The sequence below is a fragment of the Shivajiella indica genome (assembly GCF_042683085.1).
Taxonomy (GTDB): domain Bacteria; phylum Bacteroidota; class Bacteroidia; order Cytophagales; family Cyclobacteriaceae; genus Shivajiella; species Shivajiella indica.
Map to the genome: position 1 here is coordinate 725080 of NZ_JBHUIV010000010.1, position 23739 is coordinate 748818.

23 protein-coding genes are annotated in these 23739 nt (G+C 37.8%); 13 read left to right on the forward strand and 10 right to left on the reverse strand.

Features of this window, described 5'->3' with window-relative positions:
* Positions 1-91 precede the first annotated feature (91 nt).
* The 6 genes from ACFSKV_RS06515 to ACFSKV_RS06540 all read left to right on the forward strand — a co-directional run bounded on the left by ACFSKV_RS06515 (position 92) and on the right by ACFSKV_RS06540 (position 7110).
* A complete protein-coding gene (locus ACFSKV_RS06515) occupies positions 92-607 on the forward strand; it encodes a hypothetical protein (RefSeq protein ID WP_380801121.1) in 516 nt (171 codons plus the stop codon).
* Positions 608-768: 161 nt separating this feature from the next.
* Positions 769-1917 (forward strand): Gfo/Idh/MocA family protein, encoded by a 1149-nt coding sequence (locus ACFSKV_RS06520; protein ID WP_380801123.1) that lies wholly within the window; start codon positions 769-771, stop codon positions 1915-1917.
* 66 nt (positions 1918-1983) lie between these two features.
* Complete coding sequence (locus ACFSKV_RS06525) at positions 1984-2499, forward strand: DUF2911 domain-containing protein (protein WP_380801124.1); 516 nt, start codon at positions 1984-1986, stop codon at positions 2497-2499.
* A 77-nt stretch (positions 2500-2576) separates the two neighbouring features.
* Positions 2577-5057, forward strand: a complete 2481-nt coding sequence (hrpB, locus tag ACFSKV_RS06530) for an ATP-dependent helicase HrpB (RefSeq protein WP_380801125.1) — start codon at positions 2577-2579, stop codon at positions 5055-5057.
* A gap of 224 nt (positions 5058-5281) precedes the next feature.
* On the forward strand, positions 5282-6271 hold the full coding sequence (locus ACFSKV_RS06535) for an NAD-dependent epimerase/dehydratase family protein (RefSeq protein WP_380801126.1): 990 nt from the start codon (positions 5282-5284) through the stop codon (positions 6269-6271).
* Complete coding sequence (locus ACFSKV_RS06540) at positions 6268-7110, forward strand: SDR family NAD(P)-dependent oxidoreductase (RefSeq protein WP_380801127.1); 843 nt, start codon at positions 6268-6270, stop codon at positions 7108-7110. The genes ACFSKV_RS06535 and ACFSKV_RS06540 overlap by 4 nt, the downstream gene beginning before the upstream one ends.
* Here the strand turns inward: ACFSKV_RS06540 and ACFSKV_RS06545 are convergent.
* Together ACFSKV_RS06545 and ACFSKV_RS06550 are read right to left on the reverse strand one after the other, a co-directional pair.
* Positions 7090-7713 carry a hypothetical protein gene (locus ACFSKV_RS06545; protein WP_380801128.1) on the reverse strand — a complete coding sequence of 208 codons (624 nt, stop codon included), beginning with the start codon at positions 7711-7713 and terminating at the stop codon, positions 7090-7092. The two genes, ACFSKV_RS06540 and ACFSKV_RS06545, sit on opposite strands and share 21 nt — an antisense overlap.
* Before the next feature lie 33 nt (positions 7714-7746).
* Complete coding sequence (locus ACFSKV_RS06550; protein WP_380801129.1) at positions 7747-8277, reverse strand: HEAT repeat domain-containing protein; 531 nt, start codon at positions 8275-8277, stop codon at positions 7747-7749.
* Positions 8278-8342: 65 nt separating this feature from the next.
* Here ACFSKV_RS06550 and ACFSKV_RS06555 point away from each other — a divergent pair, with 65 nt between their 5' ends.
* From ACFSKV_RS06555 to ACFSKV_RS06565, 3 genes are all read left to right on the forward strand, one after another.
* A complete protein-coding gene (locus tag ACFSKV_RS06555; RefSeq protein ID WP_380801130.1) occupies positions 8343-9059 on the forward strand; it encodes a hypothetical protein in 717 nt (238 codons plus the stop codon).
* A 53-nt stretch (positions 9060-9112) separates the two neighbouring features.
* Positions 9113-9727 carry a hypothetical protein gene (locus ACFSKV_RS06560; RefSeq protein WP_380801131.1) on the forward strand — a complete coding sequence of 205 codons (615 nt, stop codon included), beginning with the start codon at positions 9113-9115 and terminating at the stop codon, positions 9725-9727.
* Positions 9728-9815: 88 nt separating this feature from the next.
* Positions 9816-11696, forward strand: coding sequence for a CocE/NonD family hydrolase (locus ACFSKV_RS06565; RefSeq protein WP_380801132.1), 1881 nt, complete (start codon positions 9816-9818; stop codon positions 11694-11696).
* A gap of 401 nt (positions 11697-12097) precedes the next feature.
* Here ACFSKV_RS06565 and ACFSKV_RS06570 read toward each other — a convergent pair whose 3' ends face one another.
* The 7 genes from ACFSKV_RS06570 to ACFSKV_RS06600 form a co-directional block, all read right to left on the reverse strand.
* Positions 12098-13129, reverse strand: a complete 1032-nt coding sequence (locus ACFSKV_RS06570; RefSeq protein WP_380801133.1) for a LacI family DNA-binding transcriptional regulator — start codon at positions 13127-13129, stop codon at positions 12098-12100.
* Between the two features lie 137 nt (positions 13130-13266).
* Positions 13267-15108, reverse strand: a complete 1842-nt coding sequence (locus ACFSKV_RS06575; protein ID WP_380801134.1) for an OmpA family protein — start codon at positions 15106-15108, stop codon at positions 13267-13269.
* 23 nt (positions 15109-15131) lie between these two features.
* Positions 15132-16103 (reverse strand): deoxyhypusine synthase family protein, encoded by a 972-nt coding sequence (locus ACFSKV_RS06580; protein ID WP_380801135.1) that lies wholly within the window; start codon positions 16101-16103, stop codon positions 15132-15134.
* Positions 16104-16207: 104 nt separating this feature from the next.
* On the reverse strand, positions 16208-16810 hold the full coding sequence (locus ACFSKV_RS06585; protein WP_380801137.1) for an OmpH/Skp family outer membrane protein: 603 nt from the start codon (positions 16808-16810) through the stop codon (positions 16208-16210).
* 89 nt (positions 16811-16899) lie between these two features.
* A complete protein-coding gene (locus ACFSKV_RS06590; RefSeq protein WP_380801138.1) occupies positions 16900-17136 on the reverse strand; it encodes a hypothetical protein in 237 nt (78 codons plus the stop codon).
* Between the two features lie 3 nt (positions 17137-17139).
* The gene (locus ACFSKV_RS06595; protein ID WP_380801140.1) at positions 17140-18042 is read right to left on the reverse strand and encodes a histone deacetylase family protein; all 903 of its coding nucleotides are present in this window, start codon (positions 18040-18042) and stop codon (positions 17140-17142) included.
* 64 nt (positions 18043-18106) lie between these two features.
* The gene (locus tag ACFSKV_RS06600) at positions 18107-18670 is read right to left on the reverse strand and encodes a hypothetical protein (RefSeq protein ID WP_380801142.1); all 564 of its coding nucleotides are present in this window, start codon (positions 18668-18670) and stop codon (positions 18107-18109) included.
* A 126-nt stretch (positions 18671-18796) separates the two neighbouring features.
* Between ACFSKV_RS06600 and ACFSKV_RS06605 the strand changes: the two genes are divergently transcribed.
* Positions 18797-19222, forward strand: coding sequence for an AlbA family DNA-binding domain-containing protein (locus ACFSKV_RS06605; protein WP_380801143.1), 426 nt, complete (start codon positions 18797-18799; stop codon positions 19220-19222).
* 8 nt (positions 19223-19230) lie between these two features.
* On the opposite strand, the gene ACFSKV_RS06610 is transcribed toward ACFSKV_RS06605, so the two are convergent.
* Positions 19231-19593, reverse strand: a complete 363-nt coding sequence (locus ACFSKV_RS06610) for a phage holin family protein (protein ID WP_380801145.1) — start codon at positions 19591-19593, stop codon at positions 19231-19233.
* A gap of 172 nt (positions 19594-19765) precedes the next feature.
* Here ACFSKV_RS06610 and ACFSKV_RS06615 point away from each other — a divergent pair, with 172 nt between their 5' ends.
* The 3 genes from ACFSKV_RS06615 (at position 19766) to ACFSKV_RS06625 (ending at position 23704) form a co-directional block, all read left to right on the forward strand.
* The gene (locus ACFSKV_RS06615) at positions 19766-20515 is read left to right on the forward strand and encodes an acyl-CoA desaturase (RefSeq protein ID WP_380801146.1); all 750 of its coding nucleotides are present in this window, start codon (positions 19766-19768) and stop codon (positions 20513-20515) included.
* Between the two features lie 210 nt (positions 20516-20725).
* Positions 20726-21091 (forward strand): BlaI/MecI/CopY family transcriptional regulator, encoded by a 366-nt coding sequence (locus ACFSKV_RS06620; RefSeq protein WP_380801147.1) that lies wholly within the window; start codon positions 20726-20728, stop codon positions 21089-21091.
* 3 nt (positions 21092-21094) lie between these two features.
* Complete coding sequence (locus tag ACFSKV_RS06625) at positions 21095-23704, forward strand: TonB family protein (RefSeq protein WP_380801148.1); 2610 nt, start codon at positions 21095-21097, stop codon at positions 23702-23704.
* Positions 23705-23739: the final 35 nt, after the last annotated feature.

Sequence of the window (23739 nt, forward strand, 5' to 3'; positions counted from 1 at the left end):
TTATAAATATTTTGATAATTCTTTAAATATACATTATTTCCATGGCTCATTAAGGCAAAAAACGAACTCTAATAATTCAAATGACCGCTTCATGAGAACTCTAAAAAATGTTACAAAGTCACTCTTTATCCTAGGGATAACGGGTTTTCTTTCGTACTTTCTTGCTATCAGTCTGATTGGTTTTGTTCAGTACGAAAGTTTTGGAAATCAGCAAAACATAATTGCCAGCAATGTGAATGTTGAAAATCAACTAGACCAAAAAGAAATTGAATCGCTATTAAGCAACCAAGAATTGGCTTATGAAAGTGCCCACATCATTCCTTTTCCATCTTCAGTATTTTCGAAATTCTTTTTGATCTCTGATTTCTCCAAAAGCCAATTCATTATTACTTATTTTATTTTGGGTCTGATCAGCTTACTCTTTGCTACCAGGTTGATTACCGAAACAAATATTTATGAATTTTTCAATAAAGGTGATGATGGAACGGTAATCTTCGAAAGCAACGAGATCATGCTTTTCCATTATTTCTCAAGTTATGCAGGAAAAACTTTGAAGGCTATTGGAATTGCTTTCGGTTTAGTAGCCATAATTACATTCGTTATTTAAAAAATATTTTTTATCAGATAGATCGATAATTTTTATTAAGCGTTTAAGCTATTTGAGTTAAAGCCTACCCTGTTTTTGACACGGTAGGCTTTTTTCTTTTAAAATCGAAAAGTTGACTCTATCTTTAAATCCTTATTACTTTATTCCAAACCAAATGACCTATGACAAAAAAAATTAAAGCCGCCATTGTAGGAACCGGTTTTATAGGCCCGGCCCACTTGGAAGCATTGAGGAGATTACCTAATATTGAAGTTACTGCATTGTGTGAAGTGAATATTGAACTTGCAAGGGAAAAAGCAGCACTATTAGGAATCCCGAATGCCTACACTTTTGAAGAAATGCTGAAGAATCCGGATATCGATGTGGTCCATATCTGTACTCCCAATTTTCTTCACTTTTCGCAATCAAAAGCTGCTTTGCTTGCCGGTAAACATGTAGTATGTGAAAAACCTCTTGCCACCAAAATTGAAGAAGCGGAAGAACTTGTTCAGATTGCCAAAGAAAAAGGATTGGTTAATGCTGTCCACTTCAATCTACGCTATTACCCCATGGTACGCCAAATGAAAACCATGAGAGAAAAAGGTGAACTTGGTGAAATTTACAATATAATGGGCTCCTATCTGCAAGATTGGCTTTTTTTACAGACAGATTACAACTGGAGATTGGAACCGGATAAATCCGGTGATTCAAGAGCAATAGCTGATATTGGTTCGCACCTTTTGGACTTAACAGAATATGTGACGGGTTTAAAAGTTACGGAAGTGATGGCGGATTTTTCAACGGTACATAAAACACGGTTAAAACCCTTGAAAGCCATTGAAACTTATTCAGGGAAAATGCTACAGGAATCAGACTATGAGGAGGTTCCTATCAATACTGAAGATCACGCTACAGTATTGCTGCGCTTCGACAATGGAAACAAAGGTTCTGTGACTGTTTCCCAGGTAAATGCAGGCCGCAAAAACAGATTAAATATAGAAATTGCAGGTTCAAAGTCCAATTTTGAATGGTGCTCTGAAAGACCCAATGAACTTTGGATCGGCAAAAGAGAAACTGCCAATCAGCACCTCATGAAAGACCCTTCCCTGTTTTACAAGGAGGCAGCTGCCCTGATCAGTTTCCCAGGCGGTCATAATGAAGGTTTTCCAGATACTTCCAAGCAAATGTTCAAAGAAGTATATGCAGCTGTGAGAGAAGGAAAGCAACCGGAAAATCCAACATTCCCGACATTTGAAGACGGTCATAGGGAATTGTTGATCTGTGAAAGGATCATCGAAAGCCACAGAAAGCAGGCTTGGGTAAAAATTTAAGCTTTGAACGAAAACCTAAACTTCAACATCAGAGTTAATCCAAAAAAACATCAATAAGAAAAAAACATGAAGAATTCGATGATTACAAAATTCAGTTTCTTTACCCTAGTATTTGCCATGGTAGCCATGTTGTCTCTTGCCCAGGACGACAAACCAAGCCCGGCAAGAACTGCCGAAGGTGAAATCAACGGTGCTAAAATCACAATCAATTACAGTAGTCCGGCGGTGAAGGGCAGGGTCATCTGGGGAGACCTGGTTCCTTTGGGCCAGGTATGGAGAGCCGGTGCCAACGATGCGACAACCTTTGAAACCAGTAAAGACATCAAGATAGAGGGTCAAACTTTACCCGCAGGTAAGTACAGCCTATTCATAATACCGAATGAAGGGGAGTCAATATTGATTTTTAACAAGGTGGCCAAACAATGGGGGGCTTATTCCTATGATGAAAGCCAGGATGCTTTGAGGGTAAAGATTCCTTCCAACCTTGGCAGTTCCTTGGAAGAAAGACTGGTTTATGAAGTCAAACCAGATGGCGTGGAGATGCGTTGGGAATACGCTTCATCTTTTGCAAAAATTGAATAAGGATAAATTAAACAATTGATAACCACTGCCATTTGAAGCATGGCAGTGGTTTTTTTTGATCTCTAATCCAATACATTTTGGCATTTGATATTACTTCTCTTGACTTGCCTATTGGGGATATCATTCCCCAGGTAAAATCACAACTAAATCAGTCGAATACCCTTTTAGTAAATGCACCTCCAGGAGCGGGAAAAAGTACTATTTTACCCTTGGTCTTACTAGAGGAATCATTTTTAAAGGGAAAGAAAATTTTCATGTTGGAACCCAGAAGATTGGCCGCTAAATCCATTGCTCAAAGATTGGCGGAGTTGTTGGGAGAAAATGTAGGAGAAACCGTTGGATACAGGATAAGATTTGAAAACAAGATCAGTGCCCAAACCCGCTTAGAGGTATTGACAGAAGGCATTCTTACCCGAATGCTTCATCATGACAATGCACTGGAAGAGGTAGGACTGGTTATTTTTGATGAATTCCACGAAAGAAATTTACATGCAGACCTGGCCTTGGCTTTATGCAGGGAATCACAAAAGATTTTAAGGCCCGATCTTAAGATCATGGTCATGTCTGCTACTTTAGATATGCCGGAACTGGCTGCAATTTTAAAGGCCCCTTCTATATTCAGTGAAGGAAGATCATACCCGGTACATATTATTAATACCGAAGATTATGACCCCTATTTCATGCCGGAATCTGTTTCAAAAACAGTTCTGTTAGCAGCAGATACCCATCAAGGCGATATATTGGTTTTTTTGCCAGGGCAAGCAGAAATCAAAAAAACAGAGGCTATATTGAAGAAAAAACTTCCAGATTTTTCCATTCATCCCTTATATGGGCTTCTATCTCCCCTTGCCCAACAACAGGCCATAACGCCAAACAGAAAAGGTAAAAGAAAAATTGTTCTGGCCACATCCATCGCGGAAACCAGTCTGACCATTGAGGGTATAAGTGTGGTGGTTGATTCTGGATTTGGACGAATTTCCAAATTCAATCCAAAAACCGGATTAAGCCGCTTGGAAACTGTAAGAATCTCCAAAGATTCTGCTGACCAAAGAGCTGGTAGGGCCGGAAGATTGGGACCGGGAACCTGCTATAGGATGTGGTCAAAAGCCACACAGCAGAAAATGGATGAATTCAGGGTACCGGAAATATTGGAAGCAGACCTTGCTTCTTTATCCCTTGACCTGGTCCAATGGGGCATCAATGAAATCAATGAGATGGACTGGTTGACACCTCCTCCATTAGGTGCTTTGGCAAAGGCTTATGATCTACTGAAACAGATCCATGCAATAGAAAATGGAAAAATAACTCTTCATGGTAAAAGAATCCATCAAGTGCCTGCCCATCCAAGGATTGCCCATATGTTGGTGAAAGCGGAAGAGCTGGGTAACATTGCACTGGCCACAGATATTGCTGCCATTTTGGAGGAAAGAGATCCTTTGGGACCTGAATCGGGAGTTGATATCAATCTCAGAATAGAAGCGTTAAGAAGGGCGAGAAGAGAAAACTTATCAATCAAAGGAATCAATAAATTAGAAAAAATTGCCCAACAGTATAGGAAACAGTTTCAAATTCCAATAGATAACGGAATTGTTGATCCCTACGAAACAGGTCTCTTGATCGCATTCGCTTTCCCTGAAAGAATTGCCTCAGCGAAACCCGGTAATAATGCACAATTCCAACTGGCTAATGGCAAAATAGCCATGATGGGTCATAAGGACGATCTGGCCCACGAACCTTGGCTGGCAGTTTCACATATTGATGCAAGAGAAGGTATAGGGAAAATATTCATGGCTTCCCCCATCAATCCCAAAGACCTTTTGCCTTTGGTTAAGGAAAATAGAATCGTTAGGTGGGACATCAAAAAAGGTGGCATGATTGCTGTCAAAAATTTGGTAATTGGCGGTATCATCCTTAAATCAACTCCTTTGGAAAACCTTTCAGAAAAGGAAAAAACAGAGGCTATTTGTCAAGGGATCAAAGAAAATGGCATGCAACTTTTGGATTTTTCTGAGGAAGTCATGCAATTGATTTACAGGATAAATTCATTAAGAATTTGGAACCCTGATCAACATTGGCCGGACTGGAGTCCGGAATCCCTGCTTAAAAACATCCATCAATGGCTCCTTCCCTATCTCGTCGACATTAAGAAAAATGAGGAGTTAAAGAAATTAAAGCTTCATGAAATCTTAATGCATACACTGGATTTTGAAAAGCAAATAGCCTTAGAAGAATTCGCTCCTGATAAAATAAAAGTTCCAAGTGGTAGCAGCATAAAAATAAGCTACCAAAAAGATGGGGCACCTCCGATATTATCAGTCAGATTGCAGGAACTTTTTGGAATGTTGGAAACTCCAAAGATTAACCATGGTAAAACAGCCCTTCTTCTCCACCTTTTATCCCCTGGTTTTAAACCAGTTCAAGTTACCACAGATCTCATGAGCTTTTGGTCCACCACTTATCAGGAAGTAAAAAAAGAATTGAAAAGAAGATACCCCAAACATTCTTGGCCAGACAATCCCTTCGAAGCTAAGGCAATCAGAGGAGTTAAAAAAAAGTGAATTGCATTTTTTACTAATCATCTTCCTGATTTTTGCAAAAATCAATAATTGCTGACCTATAAATTCTATCCTATTGTGAAAAAAGCAAATTATTAAGAATTTTTAAGTGTTTTTAACAAAATTTAATTTTAAATTAAAAAAAATCACAAAATTAAATACAATAAAAGGTTATTTTTATTTATCTTAACGAAAGAGATAACCCATTTGAATCTAAATCATTATATATGAAAATTTTTATATCCGGCGCCTCAGGATACCTAGGGCAAAAGCTTGCCTGGAAGCTGGCGGATTCCGATAATAAAATCAGTGTTTTGATAAGAAACCCCAAAAAATTCAGCTATTTAAATCACCCCAACATTACCATTTTCCAAGGCGATGTCATGAAATTAGATGATATAAGGAGGGCGATCTTAGATTGTGAGCATGTTTATCATTTGGCTGCATTGGTGAATGAATGGTCAGTACATCCTAATGAAATTTTAAAAACAAATGTTGAGGGTACAAAAAATATGCTTCAAGTGGCTGAAGATGTGGGGGTCGAAAAATTCATCCAAATCAGTGCTTCTTGCGCAATTGGTCCTTCTTTGGTCAAGGAAAACAAAGAATCTACCCCAAGATGGTCTAGCTTCAATAGTACCTATGAAATTTCAAAATTTCTTGCTGACAAGGAAGTATTACAGCGCATTGCCACTGGATTTCCAGGTCTGATTGTTTATCCCACCAGGGTATTTGGACCTGGTGTCCATTCAGAAGGCGCCTTGGTCAACCGAATAATCGGCCAGTTTCTTAAAAACAAAGTTGCTTTTGTTCCTCAAGAACATCCATTCATAAATAATTATGCATTTATTGATGACGTGGTCAATGGAATCATAAAATCAGGTATATCTGGTAAAATAGGTGAAAAATATATTTTGGGTGGCGAAAATATTCAGTTGCAGGAATTGTTCAGAACAATTAAAAAAATCAATAAAAATTCAGGATGGATCTTTAAAGTTCCTATGTCCGCCTTACAGGCCTATTCCTGGACAGCAAAACAAACCATAGGATATTTTGATAAGGATAAGGTCGCTACTCCTGATATGATAAACAACCTAAAACAGAATTTTGAATTCAATTCAACAAAAGCCAGCAAGGAATTAAACTACCAAATCACCCCTTTTGATCTCGCGATGGAAAAAACCATAAGTGCCATATTAAACAAACCTGTATTATGAATAAAGTAGCACTTATCACCGGAGCCAGTGATGGCTTAGGCAAAGCGATGGCCATTTCATGTGCAAAAAAAGAAATGGACTTATTGCTGGTTGCCTTACCGGAAACAGGTTTACCGGAATTGGCAGAATTCATTGAAGGCAGTTTTGAAGTAAGAACCCATTATCTTGAATTGGATCTTACCGAAATGGAAAACTGTCAATTTTTGATCAATTATGTAATTGAAAAGGAACTCCCTGTTTCATTTTTAATAAATAATGCAGGAATTGGAGGCTCAGTTGGATTTGTTGAGGAGAATTTCGCACTCTTTGATAAGATGATTTTATTGAATGTCAGGGCATTAACTTTTATTACCCATGGACTCATCCCAATTTTGGAAAAGCAGGAAAAATCATACATTTTGAACGTGAGCAGCATGATTATCCATTTTGAAGGGCCTTTTAAACAGGTATACGGTGCTACAAAATCCTACATTTATTTTTTTTCCAAGTGTTTGGATTATGAATTGGTCGGCAAAAATATTCAGGTTTCCATACTTTGTCCAGCTGGGGTCAACAGCAACATCAAAATGCGTCTATTGCACAATAACTGCAGCAGTTTTCAAAAACTAACTATCCTTTCCCCAGAGGAGGTAGCGGATTATGCCTTAGAAAAATGTCTGGCAGGAAAAAGAGAAATTATTCCCGGAAAGTTTATCAGATTCCTGTTTTTTATATCCAAATTAATGCCCAATTCTTTAAGAAGATACTTAACGCTGATTAACAATAAAAATCTCATAAAAAGCAATAAAATAATAAAAGAACCTGAACCTGCAATGGAATCAAATGTTGAGGTGCTCTAAATAGTCCATAAGGTTGATAAAACTGGCCAAAGTAAATGGGGTCACCTGCTTTTCATTCAGCATATCCAAATATTTTTTTTTGATCTTGGGATATTCTGAAGGATTGAAAAGCATACAAAGGGTAATACCCCTTGCGGATCTATAGGTATAATTCTGGGTAAGTATGAGCTTTTTGGGATCTTCGTTAAAAAATTTCTCCAGGTTTTTGCCATTGGAATAGGTATCCAAAAATCTAAATCCCTTTTTTACCAGGAAATTTTCAAGCGTTTTAATCACCCCATTGACTTCCAAATCATTTTCCGCTAAAAATCTTCTAGGTAATTCAGAATCTATCCTATCAAGAGTTTCCACCAAAGTGATACTTCTTTCTTTGTAATCCCCCAATGAAGGTAAAAAACGGTGAACGATGTTCTCCACTTTATCCAATCTTACCCCCAAATGATATTCAAGATAAGCACCTTCGTCATGCTGGGTATAGTGCAGAAAAATCATTTGTTTTCCCTTTGGAATATCTTTTACAAAGTGCAGTGACTTTTTATCCAATTTGAATCCAAAATCAGCCAGAAAATCCTCATGTAACAAAATGACATCTTTTATTTTCATAGAACTGCTTGAATTTTATGGTTCCCGAATAACTTATTCTTCATTGAGTAATTCCTTTATTTCATTGAGGATTTGTTCAACTTCCGCTTTTTTGATTTCAAAATCATCAGAATTCGGATTGACATTGTTTTTAAAATGATTCCAGTGTTTTTCGGCTTTTTTTAATACCCTTGGGGTAATTTCGAATTCAACACTATCAAGATAATCTTTTGCCAACAGAGATGCTTTGAAATTTCCAAAAAGGTAAATCCTTAAAATATCAACAAAACTTTCAGTTAAATCAAAACCTTCCAGCATTTGAACCAATCCCCCGTTTCTATTTTGGTTTTTTTTATCATGGATCACTTCAAAAAGTGGCTTCAGTGCCATTTGATTGTTTTCCATCTTGCTTAAAGCCCTAGCTGCCAAATAGGCCTCATCCATATCCTCAGATTTCAAAACCTCCAACAGGGCCAGTAGTACTTCTTCAGTTCCCAATGCTGCTAGTTTATCTGCAAAAAGATAAGCTTCTCCTTCTTCCTTGTTACACATTTTTTGGATCAGGTCTTGAATAGTTGATGTCATGGCCGGAGTATGTTCTTATATTGTATAAAAATAAGAACTAAAAAAGGATTTAACTATAGCGTTTGATGAATCAGAGATTATTTGATGATGATTGGATATTAGGTTTTTTCAGATTTCTCCAAAATAATGATCTGTCAATGGAGTATTTTAGGAAAAAAAGAAAAATAATCTACTATGGAGCTGAACATCAAAAATTACTGTCAATCAGAATTTCCACCAAATTGATGTTTTCTGAGGAAAAAAGAAACCTGGAAATTCAGGACTTTGTCAATTATGTGCTTATTTTGATCAAAGCAGGTATGGCATCAGTAGCGTTTTTCGAAAACGGTACCTTATCAGACCATAAAGTGTTCCGCGCCTATATGGTCCGTAAAAAACAAGGAAAAAGTCAGCTCAAGTACCTCAAAACCAAAGGAAAATCCAGGGCAGGTTCCAGGGTAAGGTTGGCTGAATCAGAGGTATTTTTTACCTCCATCAACGAAAGGACAAGTACTTACTTTAAAAATTACCGGGTGGATCTTATTGGACTAAGCTGTTCTGACACCCTCCTGCCTTATTTGTACAACAATTCAATGCCGAGTCCATTTGAGAAAAAAGACAGCAGAATTTTTAAAATTCCTAAGCACATTGCCTCTCCCAAATTAGAGAATTTAAAATCAGTTGATCACATTTTAAAAATGAATGAAATTGACTTGGAACCGGAAGGTACCTACCTATTTAAAAACTTTATTGCCTCTTTTCAAAAAAAATCAACAGAAGATCAGGAAGATGGGAATTGGTAAACTAAACAAATTGGTATAATTCTTGAATTGTTTGTTCAATTCATTTTAATATCATGAAACGAAACCAAATTTTTATTATACAGGTAATCCTATTTGTTTCTTTGAGCAACTTTTCATTTGCACAAAAATATGCTACTGCACTGGGAGTTCGATTGGGGAATAATGATTACAGTAGAATGGTTGGGATCACTGCCCAACACAGGATTATGCAGCAACTTACTCTGGAAGGGATTGTACAAAGTGATTTCAACAGAAACACCACTTTCCACTTGCTTATGAAAAGACATAGGCCAATTATTTCAAAAAGGTTCAATTATTTTTATGGAGGAGGGTTTTCTGCAGGAAAAGAAGAAAGCTATGTGAAGCAGGATGCCAATAATGAAATCATGCATACCTATGGCAATTCTACCATGGGAGTCGACCTGATTGGTGGGATAGAGATGACATTTGCAGGGGCAGTAATTTCCTTGGACTATAAACCAAACATCAATATTTCTGGAAGAGAGGAATTTTACAGGGGTCAGATTGGTATTTCTGCAAGAATGGTCCTGGACAAAGGAAAAAGACAGGATAAAAAGTGGAGAAAAAAAAATAGGGAAAAAAGAAGGACAAACCGGGAACCTTTCGGGGCCAGGATTAAAAATACTTTTGGGTCAATGGGAAAATAAATACCGTATTTTTTCCACTGGAGTAAAAAATAATCATAATAAAGGGATTTTGGGCTAAATTATTCCTTGAAGAATATAAACTTGAATTATGAAAAAGCTCAATTATCCTTTATTGTTGCTGTTCCTGTTTTTTTTAGGCCATGTCCATGCCCAGGAAAAAACCATTTTGGAACAGCTTGAAGAAATTGCCATTATCGACCAGAAGGTGATGATGCCTATGCGGGATGGCGTTAGACTTGCAACTGACATATACAGGCCCAAATCTGATAAGCCTGTACCCATCATTTTTTCAAAAACACCCTACAATTTCAATTCTTACAGGGATGGGGAACTGGTTACCCGAACCCTCCAAACAGCTTTGGAGGCTGTAAAGAGAGGCTATGCCTATGTAGTCCAAAATGAACGGGGAAGATTTTTCTCGGAAGGAGAATGGGATATTCTAGGTGTTCCCATTACGGATGGATATGATGCCTTTACCTGGATGGCAGCTCAATCCTGGAGCAATGGCAAAATCGGAACTATTGGTTGTTCCTCTACTGCTGAATGGCAAATGGCGGTGGCTTCACTCAATCATCCTGCGCATACCGCATTGATCCCCCAGGGATTTGGTGCAGGAGTTGGAAGAATAGGAAATTATTATGAACAGGGCAACTGGTACCGGGGTGGTGCAGGCCAGATGCTATTCACAGCCTGGCTTTATGGCACACAGCATGACCCTTTGGCACCCAAACTTCCCGAAGGCATTGATCAAAAAGATTTGTTGAGATTACAAAGATTTTATGATATGGCTCCAAGGTATCCCAGGGTAGATTGGTCAGAAGGTTTGAGTCATTTGCCGGTTCAGGATATTATTAAAAATGTGAACGGACCTCAGGGAATCTACGAGGAAATGATAACCAGAAAACCCAACGATCCAAAATGGTACGAGGGAGGCTTGTTCCATGATGATATGGAGTTTGAAAAACCGAGTTTCTGGTTTGTATCTTGGTATGATGTCTCCTCAAGTCCCAATCTTGCATTGTTTAATCATGTGAGAGAAAATGCCAAGGACCCTAAAATTAGGGATAACCAATATTTAGTAATTGCCCCTACCCTTCATTGTGCTTTCACAAGAGCTACTGAAAATACAGTGGTAGGCGAAAGAAGTATGGGAGATGCCCGATTGCCTTATAACGACATGACCTACGGATGGTTTGACTACTGGTTGAAAGGTGAAGATAACGGCATGAAAGAAAGCATGCCAAGGGTTAGGTATTTTACTATGGGTTCCAATCAATGGCAGACTTCGGATACTTGGCCTCCAAAAGAAGCCCAAATGGTGACCTATTACCTGGACAGTAAAGGAAAAGCCAATAGCAGGTTGGGAGATGGAAAATTATCCACAAAAAAACCTGGGAAAGATAACCCTGATACCTTCCAATATGACCCCTTGGATCCCGTTAACTCTTATGGAGGAAATGTCTGTTGTACAGGCAATGCCGTCCAGGGAGGATCATTCGATCAGCAGGAAATGGAACTGAGGGAAGATATCCTGGTATATACATCAGAACCACTTGAAAATGGAATCGAGGTCAGTGGTTTTATCCAAGCAAAACTTTATTTGTCCTCTGATGTGAAAGATACAGACCTGACCATCAAACTGATCGATGTTTATCCGGACGGGAGAGCATATAACCTGGACGAAACCATACAAAGGGTAAGATATAGGGAAGGATATGAAAAAGAGGTTTTTATGGAAGATGGAAAAATTTATGAAATCAATATGACTCCAATGTCCACTTCCAATTATTTCGAAAAGGGCCATAGAATAAGGATTGAAGTATCCAGTTCCAACTTTCCAAGATTTGATAGAAATATGAATACCGGTGGAAACAATTATGATGAAACTGAGGGTATTGTGGCCACCAATAACATTCATCATTCCAGCAAATTTCCAAGCAGCATCAGCTTGCCAATAGTGCGAAAATAAGAATCCTTAAAAGCATAACTGATCCATCATACCACAAAGGATCAGTTATGCTTTTTTTAAAGTATTTTAAAGGGAAAGAAGGTTTATTTTTAGTGGATGATGAAAAACAACATGGTAGCAGCCATGGTATAACCGACTAAAAAAGAAAAGAAAATAGGGGTACTCAAAGAAAATTTAAGATAGTCTGGAACGTTTTTGTGATGATTGAAATGACTTATTTTTTTAAAATATTTTTCGGGAAAAATGGATAATACCAAAAGTCCATAAAAAAGCGTAAGTAACACTAAGGAAAAGAAGGTTTCCATATCAGTTATTTGTTGCCTAAATATACTAAAACGCCTTTTATTATCCTTATATAAATTATCAAATTTTTAATTTAATATTACCGAAGTGTTATTGAATTACTTTTGGGATAGATTTGTGGACTCCCTTAATACCAAATTGGTTTTTAGTTCTACGGTTTCATGGCTGGAAACATCCTGGTTTTGAATTTTTTCAATCAGCATTTCGGCAGCCTTCTCACCTATTTGGTAACCATGTTGATCCACAGAACTAAGACTTGGATTCACTATTTCTGCCAATTTCCAATTACTGAATCCCATGATGCCAACTTCCTGAGGGATTTTTATTCCGGCTTCCTTTAGATAATTAATCGCACCCAGGGCCACCAAATCAGTGATACAAAAAATTGCGTTAGGAGGATTTTGGCTTTCCATCAGCGCTTTTGCAAAATCGTAGCCTTCCTGTTCGTTGATGAGTTTACATTCTTTGACCCAGTCCTCATGGAATTCTTTATGAAAATCCTTCAAAGCCTTTTCATAACCCAGAGCTCTTTCCATTGCATTTTTCACTTCCCTGCGTCCTCTCAAATGGGCTATTTTATCATAACCGGTTTCAATTAAATGTTTGACTGCCTGGTATGCTCCTTCAAAATCATCCACAATGACTTTTGGGGTTTGGAGCTGATCGGTTATTTTATCAAATTGAATAACCGGTTTACCTTCATGGATGAATTCCAATATGTGGTTCCCTTCTACCGTCTCATTGGATATGGAAATCAAAAGCCCATCCACACTACTTGCCAACATGGTCCTACATGCTGTTATCTCATCCTGTAAAACATCGTTGGACTGACTCACTAAAACACTGTAGCCCATCTTTTTGGCTGCATCAATTGCACCGGAAATAACCGTGGAAAAAAAATGATGCACCAGTTCAGGAACGATCAATCCAATGGTAAATGTCCTGCTCTTTCTAAAATTTATTGCTAAAGCATTAGGAACATAGTTGTGCTTTTCAGCATATTCTTTCACTGTTCTGATCGTTTCATCGGAAATATCCGGGTGTGCCTTCAATGCCCGCGAAGCGGTAGAAACGGAAATATTAAGTGCCCTTGCAATATCCTTTAGTGTAAGCTTTTTATTCTCTGCCATCAGCTAAATTTATTAACTAATATTACTTGGAATTGATTTAAATTCCAAGCAATTAAATTCGGGATAAAACAAACATTCCCGCTTGAAAAACAAAGTGCATTCAAGCGGGAATTAATAAGAAAAATTTTTCGGTTTAATTATTTCTCAATATACATTTCCACCCTTCTATTAAGTTCCCTTCCTTCTTCGGTGGAATTGTCTGCAATTGGCCTTGTACCTCCCCAGCCTGAAATTCTAATTCGCTCAAATCCAATTCCCTTCACGGTCAGATAGGCCCTGATTTTTGAGGCTCTTTTTAAAGATAAATCCTTATTCAGACCCGGATCTCCCGCATTATCCGTATGGCCCTCCAATCTAATTTTGATTTTTTCATTTTCCATCATGAAGTGCACCAATTGATCCAAAACCTGAATGGACATTGCATCTTCAAATTCAGCTGTTCCCTTTGCAAATTGGATGTTTTTTAACACCAAACTAGCCCCTGAAACTGCAGGTATCAAATAAAGGGTATTGTCTTTCAAAGAATTCCAATCATCCACAGAAAGGGTTGCCGGGATGTAACCCTTTGCAGAAATCAATATATTGTTCCAATCCCATTTTTCCCATTCTTCCTGCATTTCTTGTTGATCAGATAACTCCTTAGTAATGGAACCCGCATTGGTTATAGTAATTTTATAAGGTACAGCTTTTTTCGATTTGACATCAAGAATTTGAATATGGCTCAATTCAGAATCTCTTTCAGGTTTTTTTACCATTGAGGCAATCGGCATTACTACTGGTTCTTCCAGTTTTTCAGGTTCCGATTTGGCAATGGGATTGACTGCTTCAACAGGCTTTTCTAGTAAAATCTTTTCTTCAACAACTTTTTGCTCTGCTTCTATTTTAACTGCTTCAGCTTGGGTTTTGAGGGAATCCAATCCGACTGTTTGTTCTTGAGCCAATGTCTGATTACCTTCTTCTTTTATTTCATCTTCAAGAACGGCAGCTTGTTCTTTCATAATTTCCTCATCAGCCACTTTCACCAAAGCACTATCGTATAGCGGCTTGTGCTCCTTTATTTCATCTTCCTGAAAGAGTACTATTTCTTCCGCCTCGTCTATCAAAACCTCCTCAGGTTGATATCCCAACAACATGAAATCCCCCATTCCTTCTGAGTTGATAGTGGTAGAAAATATGGCCAGATTTTCTTCCTTGAAAATATTGGCAAAACCCAACTCTGATCCAATGCTGTTGGCACTGGCAAGTGGCCTTGGATTGGACCACCTTTCCCAAGAATCATCGAGTCTTCTGGAAAAGAAAATATTTTTACCGCTCTTATCGACAGAGGCATTGGAAGAAAAATATAAGATTTTTTGATCTTCAGATAAAAAAGGAGTTTGTTCTTGGGCAAAAGAATTGATCGTATTTCCAATATTTTTAGGGGATGACCATATTCCCTCTGATTTCTTGAAACTTACATAAATATCTTCATTTCCATAAGATCCAAAGGTTTTTATGGACATGATGATCACATTTCCATCATAAGACAACCTGCCACTGAAATGGGTGGAACTGTTAATGAAATTCCCCAAGTCCAATTGTCTTACATAATTCCAGCTTTTCCCAAATTTAGAATATTGATGGATACCCTGCTTTCTTCCATCTCCACTGTGATACACTAAAATCGTGATGGGGTCAGGAAATCCAACGACCACATCATTTCCCGGTGTTGAAAGTTCCTTTAATTGAATGGGCTTGTTCCATTGGCCTTTTTGGTTTTTGGAACTCATCCATATATCACCATAGTCAGCTGGACCTCCTGTGTTTTGTGGATGGAAACCCACTGAGAAAAAAATTTCCCCATTAGGGGACATTACCGCATGCTGCTCATCAAAAGGTGAATTAAGAGCATTCATGGGTGAAATTTGTTGTTGACCTTTTGTCGAAAGGAAAACACAAAAAGCAAGCAGGTAGGTACTGCTTGCTTTGAAAATTAACATTTTAAGTTTTAATTCCATTGTTCTTATTGATCCAATACGATGGCAAACACAAGTGGTGCCACAATGGTCGCATCGGATTCAATGATATATTTTGGGGTATCCAATCCTAACTTACCCCAAGTGATTTTTTCATTTGGTACAGCACCGGAATAGGAACCATAGGAAGTTGTAGAGTCAGATATCTGACAGAAATAACCCCATAATGGCACATTGTCCCGCTGCAGGTCCTGATGCAACATAGGTACCACGCAAATAGGGAAGTCACCGGCAATTCCTCCTCCTATCTGGAAGAAACCTACAGTACTGTCATCAGTTGCATTTTTGGTATACCATTCCGCAAGGAACATCATATACTCAATACCGCTTCGAACAGTATGTACGTTTTTAACGTCGCCTGAAATTACGTGACCTGCATACATGTTTCCCAATGTGGAATCTTCCCATCCAGGTACGATTATTGGAAGATTTTTCTTGGCAGCCTCCAATAACCATGAATTTTTAGGGTCTATCTGAAAAGAATCATCCAATTTACCGGAAAGTAGGATTTTGTAGAAAAATTCATGAGGGAAGTAGCTTTCTCCAGCTTTATCTGCCTTCATCCATTCCTCCAAAATCACATTTTCAATTCTCCTCATCGCCTCCATCTCGGGAATACAGGTATCAGTTACCCTATTCATATGACGATCTAGCAAATCTTGTTCCTCTTCTGGCGAAAGGTCCCTATAATTTGGAATTCTTTCATAATAATTATGGGCAACAAGATTAAAAACATCTTCTTCGAGGTTCGCACCGGTGCATGAAATGATCTGAACCTTATCCTGTCTGATCATTTCAGCCAATGAAATACCCAGTTCAGCAGTAGACATGGCTCCTGCCAGAGTAATCATCATTTTCCCGTTATTGTCCAAATGTTTTTTATAACCTTCAGCAGCATCAATAAGGGCAGCAGCATTAAAATGTCTGTAATGATGTTTTAAAAATTCGGTGATTTTCATGGATCCTGTTTTTAATGTGGAGGTGCAAAAGTACCAATTTATATTACATGAAAAAAGCCCTGAGCAAACAGGGCTTTTCTTTTATATGCCAATGAATAGTTGGATCATTTTTTTACTTCCTGGGCTTCAGCATATTTTTTATTCAACCCGGCTATGACATCGTCAGTAATGTCCAAAGCCTTCTTGGAATACCAAACAGCACCACCTCTTGTATAGGATAAAATAAGCTCAAGATCATTTTGTTCTGCGTATTCAGTCAGATATTCCTGAACTTTATCATACACTTCACTGTAAAGTTTGGCTTCATCTGCTGAAAGTTCCTGCATCAGGTTATCCCTGTAGGTCATCAAATTCCTTTCCTTTTTGACCAACTCCTCTTGCTTTGCTCTCTGCTGATTGATGGTCATGGATCCAGCTGTCTGTTCAAAGTTGGCAACTTCCTGCTCAAAACCTTTGGCCCTACTGCCAAGTTCACTTTCAAACTTCTTTCCTTTTTCGGTAATCTCCTCTGATTTTGCTTTGAAAAAATCAAATTTTGAAATCACGGAATCTGTCAGCACATACGCGATTTTAAGTTCAGTTATACCGGCTTCAGATGTTTTTTCAGCCTCTTGGGAAGCATTTTCCGACTGACCTTTTTGGTTACATGATGAGAAGGTTAAAGCCGCAAGGCCTAAAAAACCAAATACTTTAATTAATTTTTTCACGATTCTTGACTTATTTTTCAACTAGGCGCAAATATAAACAAAGAATCGAAATCACAAATCCAAAGTACCTATCCAATTGTTAAATTCCGTTAAGTCCTCTTTTTTGAATTATCCATTTGAGACTTGAAAACCACCGCCTGGACAAAAAGTGATAATCCTGCAAAAAAAACTGCAAGGGCCAAAGTCCCAAGACCAAACCAATCAAAAAAATCGGAACCTGATATTTTTAAACCTCCGGCCTCCCCCAATAATGAAAGACCAAACCCCATTAGCAGGATCCCGCCTACTGCGTAGGTCAACCATTTTCTTTTTAAACTTTTTTCCATAACCTAAAAGAATATTTCCTGTGCCAATCTATATGTATTTGCGTGGGCTTCTACAATTTGGCTGATTTTTTCCGAATATCCTCCACCCATGCAGCACATTATGGGTATCTGATGCCTTTTTGCGGAAAGAATAACCTTTTTATCTCTTTCTTTACATCCCTGAATACTCAATCCTAATCTACCCAGTTTATCTGAAGCTAAGACATCAACCCCTGATTGGTAAATAATAAATTCAGGCTCAAACCTATCTATCAAGGGCTCCAGATTATCTTCCAGTAGTTTCAGGTAGGAATTGTCATCAATACGGTCAGGAAGGCCTAAATCCAGATCTGACTTTTCTTTTTGCATGGGATAGTTTCCTGCTCCGTGCATGCTGAAAGTAAATACCCTTTCTTCATATTGGAAAATTTCGGCTGTTCCGTTCCCTTGGTGCACATCAAGGTCGACTACAAGGATTTTCTTGGCCAATCGGTTATCCAATAAATAATTGGCAGTAATGGCGATGTCATTCAATAGACAAAATCCCTCTCCCCTGTCAGAAAATGCATGGTGGGTACCGCCTGCGATATTCATGGCAATTCCAAATTCCAAAGCAAAAAGTGCTGCCTGTACTGATCCCTGCATGATATGTATTTCTCTTTGGACCAATCCCTCACTGAGGGGAAAGCCGGTTTTCCTGATTTCAGATTTACTCAGAGAAAGGGATTTCAGTTTTTCAACATAATAACTCTTGTGGGTATTTAGGATCCATTGGTCATCCAACAAATCAGGACTGAAAAAGTTGTCTCCCTGAACCGTTCCCTCATAAAGTAACTGTTCGGGTAAAATATTATATTTTTCCATCGGAAAGCGATGGCCTGCGGGTAGTGGATGACAATATAAAGGTGACCAGGCAATTTTTAACATGATAAAAAAAAGCTTGTTGGATTAACAAGCGACCGGGTATATTGTTGCGTGAAAAAACAAGAGATCAATCATCCACATCCTCCTCCTCAGATAGAAAGCTGTAGAGGGTCTCATCCAGTTTCAGGGTATCATCATTGAACTCTTTCACAAATTTGGTAATTACTTTTTCATCGATATATTCCACATTCAAAGCAGCATCCAACCCAATTCCATAATCATGGTTGGTATCTATGTCCACAAATTCCTGGACCTTAACTGTCTCATCTTCTTCAATATCCATAATGATTTCGGTTATGAACCATCCTATTTCTTCTTCCTCACTGCTAAGTGGTTTTAAATTGCCGTTTTCATCCTCTTCATATTTGATGCTATGGAAATTCGGAAACTTCTTGGCCGCTTCATGTTCAGCAAGTTCATATACTTCAGAAGCATGATGAAGTCTTAAGGTATAAAGTGCCGCATCATAAATCACTTCCTTACCTTCATACATTCCCACAAAATAAAAATTCACAAATTCGTCGGAATTTTCATCTCCCGGAACAATTTTAAACGTTTTTCCAGCAGCCCTTAACTCATTTTTAAGTGCTTCTATTTTTTCAGGTATAAAACCTTCATTTGGATATTTCATAAGAAAAGTTTGGATTTATTAAAAGACAACATACAACACAATTGGTTAAATTAAAAGCATTTACTTAACGACACAGCCGATTTCAATTTAAGTATTTAATTTATAAGGTTTTAAGAATAAAAAAAAATGATTGAAATAAAAAAAGATGATGATTTTGTGAAAGACCTTTTGGGCCGAAAAGAAGGAGAAGATCTGGACTTTAAACAAAGTATCAATAAACCCTCACGGATAGCCAAAACCATGATTGCATTTGCCAATACCAAAGGCGGTCAAATTGCCGTAGGAATTTCAGACCAAAAGAAAATCACCGGTATTGACGGAGAAGAGGAAATCTATATGATTGAAAAGGCTAACAGAGAATATTGTTCCCCCCTTGTGGACCTTAATTTTGCGGTGTATGAAGTGGATTATTTGGACAATCAGGCTCTTGAAGAGGAACTGTACATTTTATTGATCACCATTCCAAAATCAAATAATGACCATTTTTTTAGGAATCATGATGGAACCTATACTAAATATATCAGGAAAAACGATCAGACAGTCCCTGTATAATAAAATCCTTATTTACCTCCCAATGATACCCCCAGTAAGGAATTGACCAATCCAAGAATTAAAGCAAACAACAAGGCCCACCAAAAACCATCTACAGAGAATCCTGGAATTATTTCTGCTGCTAACAATATTAAAATGGCATTGATAGCCAATAAAAAGAGCCCAAGGGTCAAAATAGTAATGGGAATGGTCAAAATAATCAACAAAGGTTTTACCGTTAGGTTGAGTAGGGCAATTAGCGCTGCAACAACAATTCCTGTCAGAAAATCAGCCACATGCACTCCGGGAAGAATGTATTGGGTAATAAATACGGCTATTCCTCCCAAAAGTAATTGTACAAGTATATTCATTGCATTTCCTGATTTGCTCATAGGAGTTATGTTTTTATGTTTCATATAAAGTTAGCCCGAAGAGGTTTTGATTCAAAACTCCTTTCCCAGTTTATTTTAATTAATTGTCCATAAAAGTGCCTGAAATTCTATATTCGGTATATTATTTTATAATTTAGACCCTATCTTTGTAAAAATTTAATTCGATTAAAAAGTGATTCTTATTATCTTCTTTCTGCTGCATTGGTATTTCTCCTTGTTTTGCCAGAGTTTCTTCCTTCACAGATATGCAGCCCATCAAATGTTTTATATGACTAAATTCTGGGAAAGGTTCTTCTATGTATTTACCTGGATCTGGCAGGGAAGTTCCTACCTTTCACCCCGGGCTTATGCCATTCTGCACAGAATGCATCATGCCTACAGTGATACCCCAAAGGATCCGCATAGTCCCCATCATACAGAAAATCTGTTTACCATGATGTGGAAAACTAAAAACATTTATAATGACTATTTCACTTTCAAATTAAAACCGGAGGATCGTTTCTCCAAAGACGTTCCTGATTGGAATAAATTCGATCGTTTTGCGGATTCCATGACCATCAGATTGGCCTGGGGTGTGATTTACGTTTTGATCTACGTACTTAGCATTTCTGTTTTTGAATTGCCTGGAACCCATTGGTGGATGTATTTTTTACTGCCAATTCATTTCCTGATGGGACCTGTACATGGTGCCATTGTGAATTGGAGTGGTCATAAATATGGTTATGCCAATTTTGACAATAATGACAAATCCAAAAACAGCCTTCTTTTGGATGTGTTGATGCTTGGAGAATTGTTCCAGAATAACCATCATAAATTACCCAACAGACCTAATTTTGCGGTTAAATGGTATGAGTTTGATCCCACCTATCCTATTGTCAAACTTTTACATGCCACAGGAATAATTAAATTAAGAACCAGCTGATCTCTTAAAATCATATTTAAAAAAGAGCCCTAATTACTTTGGGCTCTTTTTTTTGGGTAAAACTTAATTTTTAAAATAACTAATTTTATTGTTGTAATACTAATTTTTTAATACTAAATTTACAGTTGCCGATAAGAAGATTAGTTCCCAACGCTTGCAAAAGACAAACTAAATCGATAAGTTGTGAGTGAATTTAAACTTAAACACATTATGAGAGAACTTACAAGAGCAGAAGAATCCATCATGCAGATCTTGTGGGATATCGAGAAAGGTTTCGTCAAAGATATCCTCGAAAAAATGTCAGAGCCCAAGCCGGCTTACAATACGGTATCCACCATCGTCCGGATTCTGGAAAGAAAAGGTTTCGTCAGCCACAAGGCATACGGGAAGTCGCATGAATATTTCCCTATTATCACCAAAGACGAATACAGAAGTTTCTCGATCAAGAACCTTCTTTCAGGTTATTTCGGAAATTCATTTTCAAAGCTTGCCTCATTCTTTGCAAAGGACAAAAACTTGGATATGAAGGAAATAGAAAAAATCCTGAATGAGGTAAAAGGCGACGTTAAAAAATAGCCTATGGCTGTTTTCCTTGATTATATTTGGCAAAGCACCTTCTGTTTGCTGTTTTTCTTTGGAATACATTGGGTATTCTTAAGAAATGAAAAGGCTTTCACGATAACGAGGATCTATTTATTAATCACCCCATTACTCGCATTGCTTTTTCCCCTGATCAGCATACCTGTCAACTTTGATAAGCCTAATATATCATTAGATCAGACACAATTCTATCGGGCGTTGTCCTTGCAGGAAACGCCCGAAGACATTGTGGCCACCTTCGGACTACCGGAAATAACAGTCCAAAGCACCAAACTTCCCCTTCTTTGGGAAATAAAAGATTACCTTTTATTGGGTTATTTATTGATAACCTCTTTTTTGTTGATCCGGCTTTTTTGGTCATTTCTTCAGTTAAGGCTGATCAAAGAAAAAGGTTGGTACCAGACCTCTTATAATTTAAAGCATAGCTATTTTTTGATTCCTACTTTTGGTTTGGCTCCTATATTCTCCTTTTTTGATAAACTTTTCTGGGATGATACCCAAGCCTTAGATCCGGAAGAGAAGCAACAAATACTTCACCATGAAATAGAACATATCAGACAAAGACATACCTATGATGTAATTTATTATCAGATATTGAGCATTATTTTTTGGTTTAATCCTGCCATCCACCTGATGCGTTCTGCGCTGGTGGATTTACATGAATACCTGGCAGACGAACATGTATTGAAGAAATCCATCAATAAAGAAAATTATCCCAAACTGGTCGTCAAAATGGCCTTTAAGGGAATTGATCTTCCTATCGGCAACTATTTCATAAGATCAACAACCCTTAAACGTATCATCATGATGAAAAAATCCCCAAAAATCAACTGGGTTAAGACCTTAATGGTTATTCCTCTTTCCTTCATGCTTCTTGCCCTTGTATCTATGAAAACCCAACCAGGCATTGGATTATTTCACCAAATCACAACCAATGACCTAGAGGAAATCAAAAATAGATTGATTGCCTCCAATGACTCTTTAGAAGTTCATGTAAAAGTGAAAAAAATCCCAAATCCGGTACATTATGAATGGATTGGAGCACTTGAAAATGGTCAGTTAAAGGCGCAGATCGGCGAACTTCAATATGAATTCAGCGATATCAAATCAGATGCTGATTATATAAAGGTTAGAGGGCTAATCAATTCTTTAAGAAACACCTCTGTTCTCAGGAAAGAATATCCACAGGCTTTTAGCAAAAATGAAGTCAGCAAAATAGCCGAACCAGATGAAGGCATCTTGGCATGGAATAAGAGATTGCTAGGAAGCCTTCAAAAACCTGAAAAAGAATTGGAGCTTGGAATTGTAGGAATGATAGAAGTTGAATTCATCGTGGATAAAAATGGGCTTATCACCGATCCTGTTATCAAAACAAGCTTTGGAGGAGGCCTGGACCAACAGGTATTGGAAGCTTTAGCTAAGCCTGAATTCAAAAAATGGAATCCGGCCCTAAATGACGGTAATCCCGTCAATATGGTTTATTCTTTTTCGTTTGGGTTCTCACCAGAAAAAACTGTCGCTTATTCTGAAGCGCATACTTTCTTTGAAAGTTCTAACAAATCCGCTACAAAAAGCACGATTTCCTTCGGAGATAATGAAATATTTGATGTAGTGGAAAATGCTCCGGAATACAAAGGCGGGTTCGAAGCCTGGGCAAATTACCTCAAAGAAAATCTTTCCTATCCAGAAAGAGCGAAATCAAATAAGATTGAAGGAGTTGTTTACCTTGTTTTTGTAATCAATAAGGAAGGAAAGGTTGAAAGCCCTGAAATTTTACGAGGTGTCGGATATGGCCTGGATGAGGAAGCGTTAAGGGTAGTAAAAGAAAGCCCTGATTGGATCCCGGGAATGCAAAGAGGACAAGCAGTCAATGTTAGAATGCGGCTTCCTATCAATTTCAAAATTTCTGAAGAGGAAAAAAGTTCTAAGACGCTTTCCGGATATGTCAATACACCATCCCTTGAACGGCAAATATCAGAACCTTCCATCAGGCCTACAGAAGAATTTCAGGAGTTTATAAGAAAAACCATCAAATATCCCAATGACGATCGTGAAGCTGAGGTAAGTGGAAATGTGACAGCCGAAATTTTATTGAATAAAGAGGGTTTGATCCAACATGTGAATATAATAAGCAGTCCTTCCAGGTCTCTTCAGGAAGAAGTATTAAGGGTTTTGGAAAAAAACAAACAAAAATGGATTGTAGACGGTAACAAGGATGAATACCAAGTTGAACTTCCCATTCGCTTTGTATTGGCAGGAAAAGGGGAATCAAATCCAGTCAGACTTAAAAACGAAATTGTAGTAGTAGGCTACAATTCCCAACCAAAAGAGGGTATGGCGAAGTTTACTCCTTTAAAACAGGAAGGAATAAAAGATTTAAATGGGAGCATCATAAAGTCAATTACCAATGAACCCCTATATATCATCAATGGTGAAGTGAAGCCGGATTTAAAAAGCAATACACTGAATATTGATCCTGATCAAATTGAAAGCATACAGGTTTTCAGGGGAAAAGAAATGGAAGAGAAGTATGAATTATACGGAAACCGGGCAAAAAATGGGGTGATTTCTATTACCACGAAAGATTAGAATCCAAGCCTCCAACTTCAAAACCCAAAATCCAA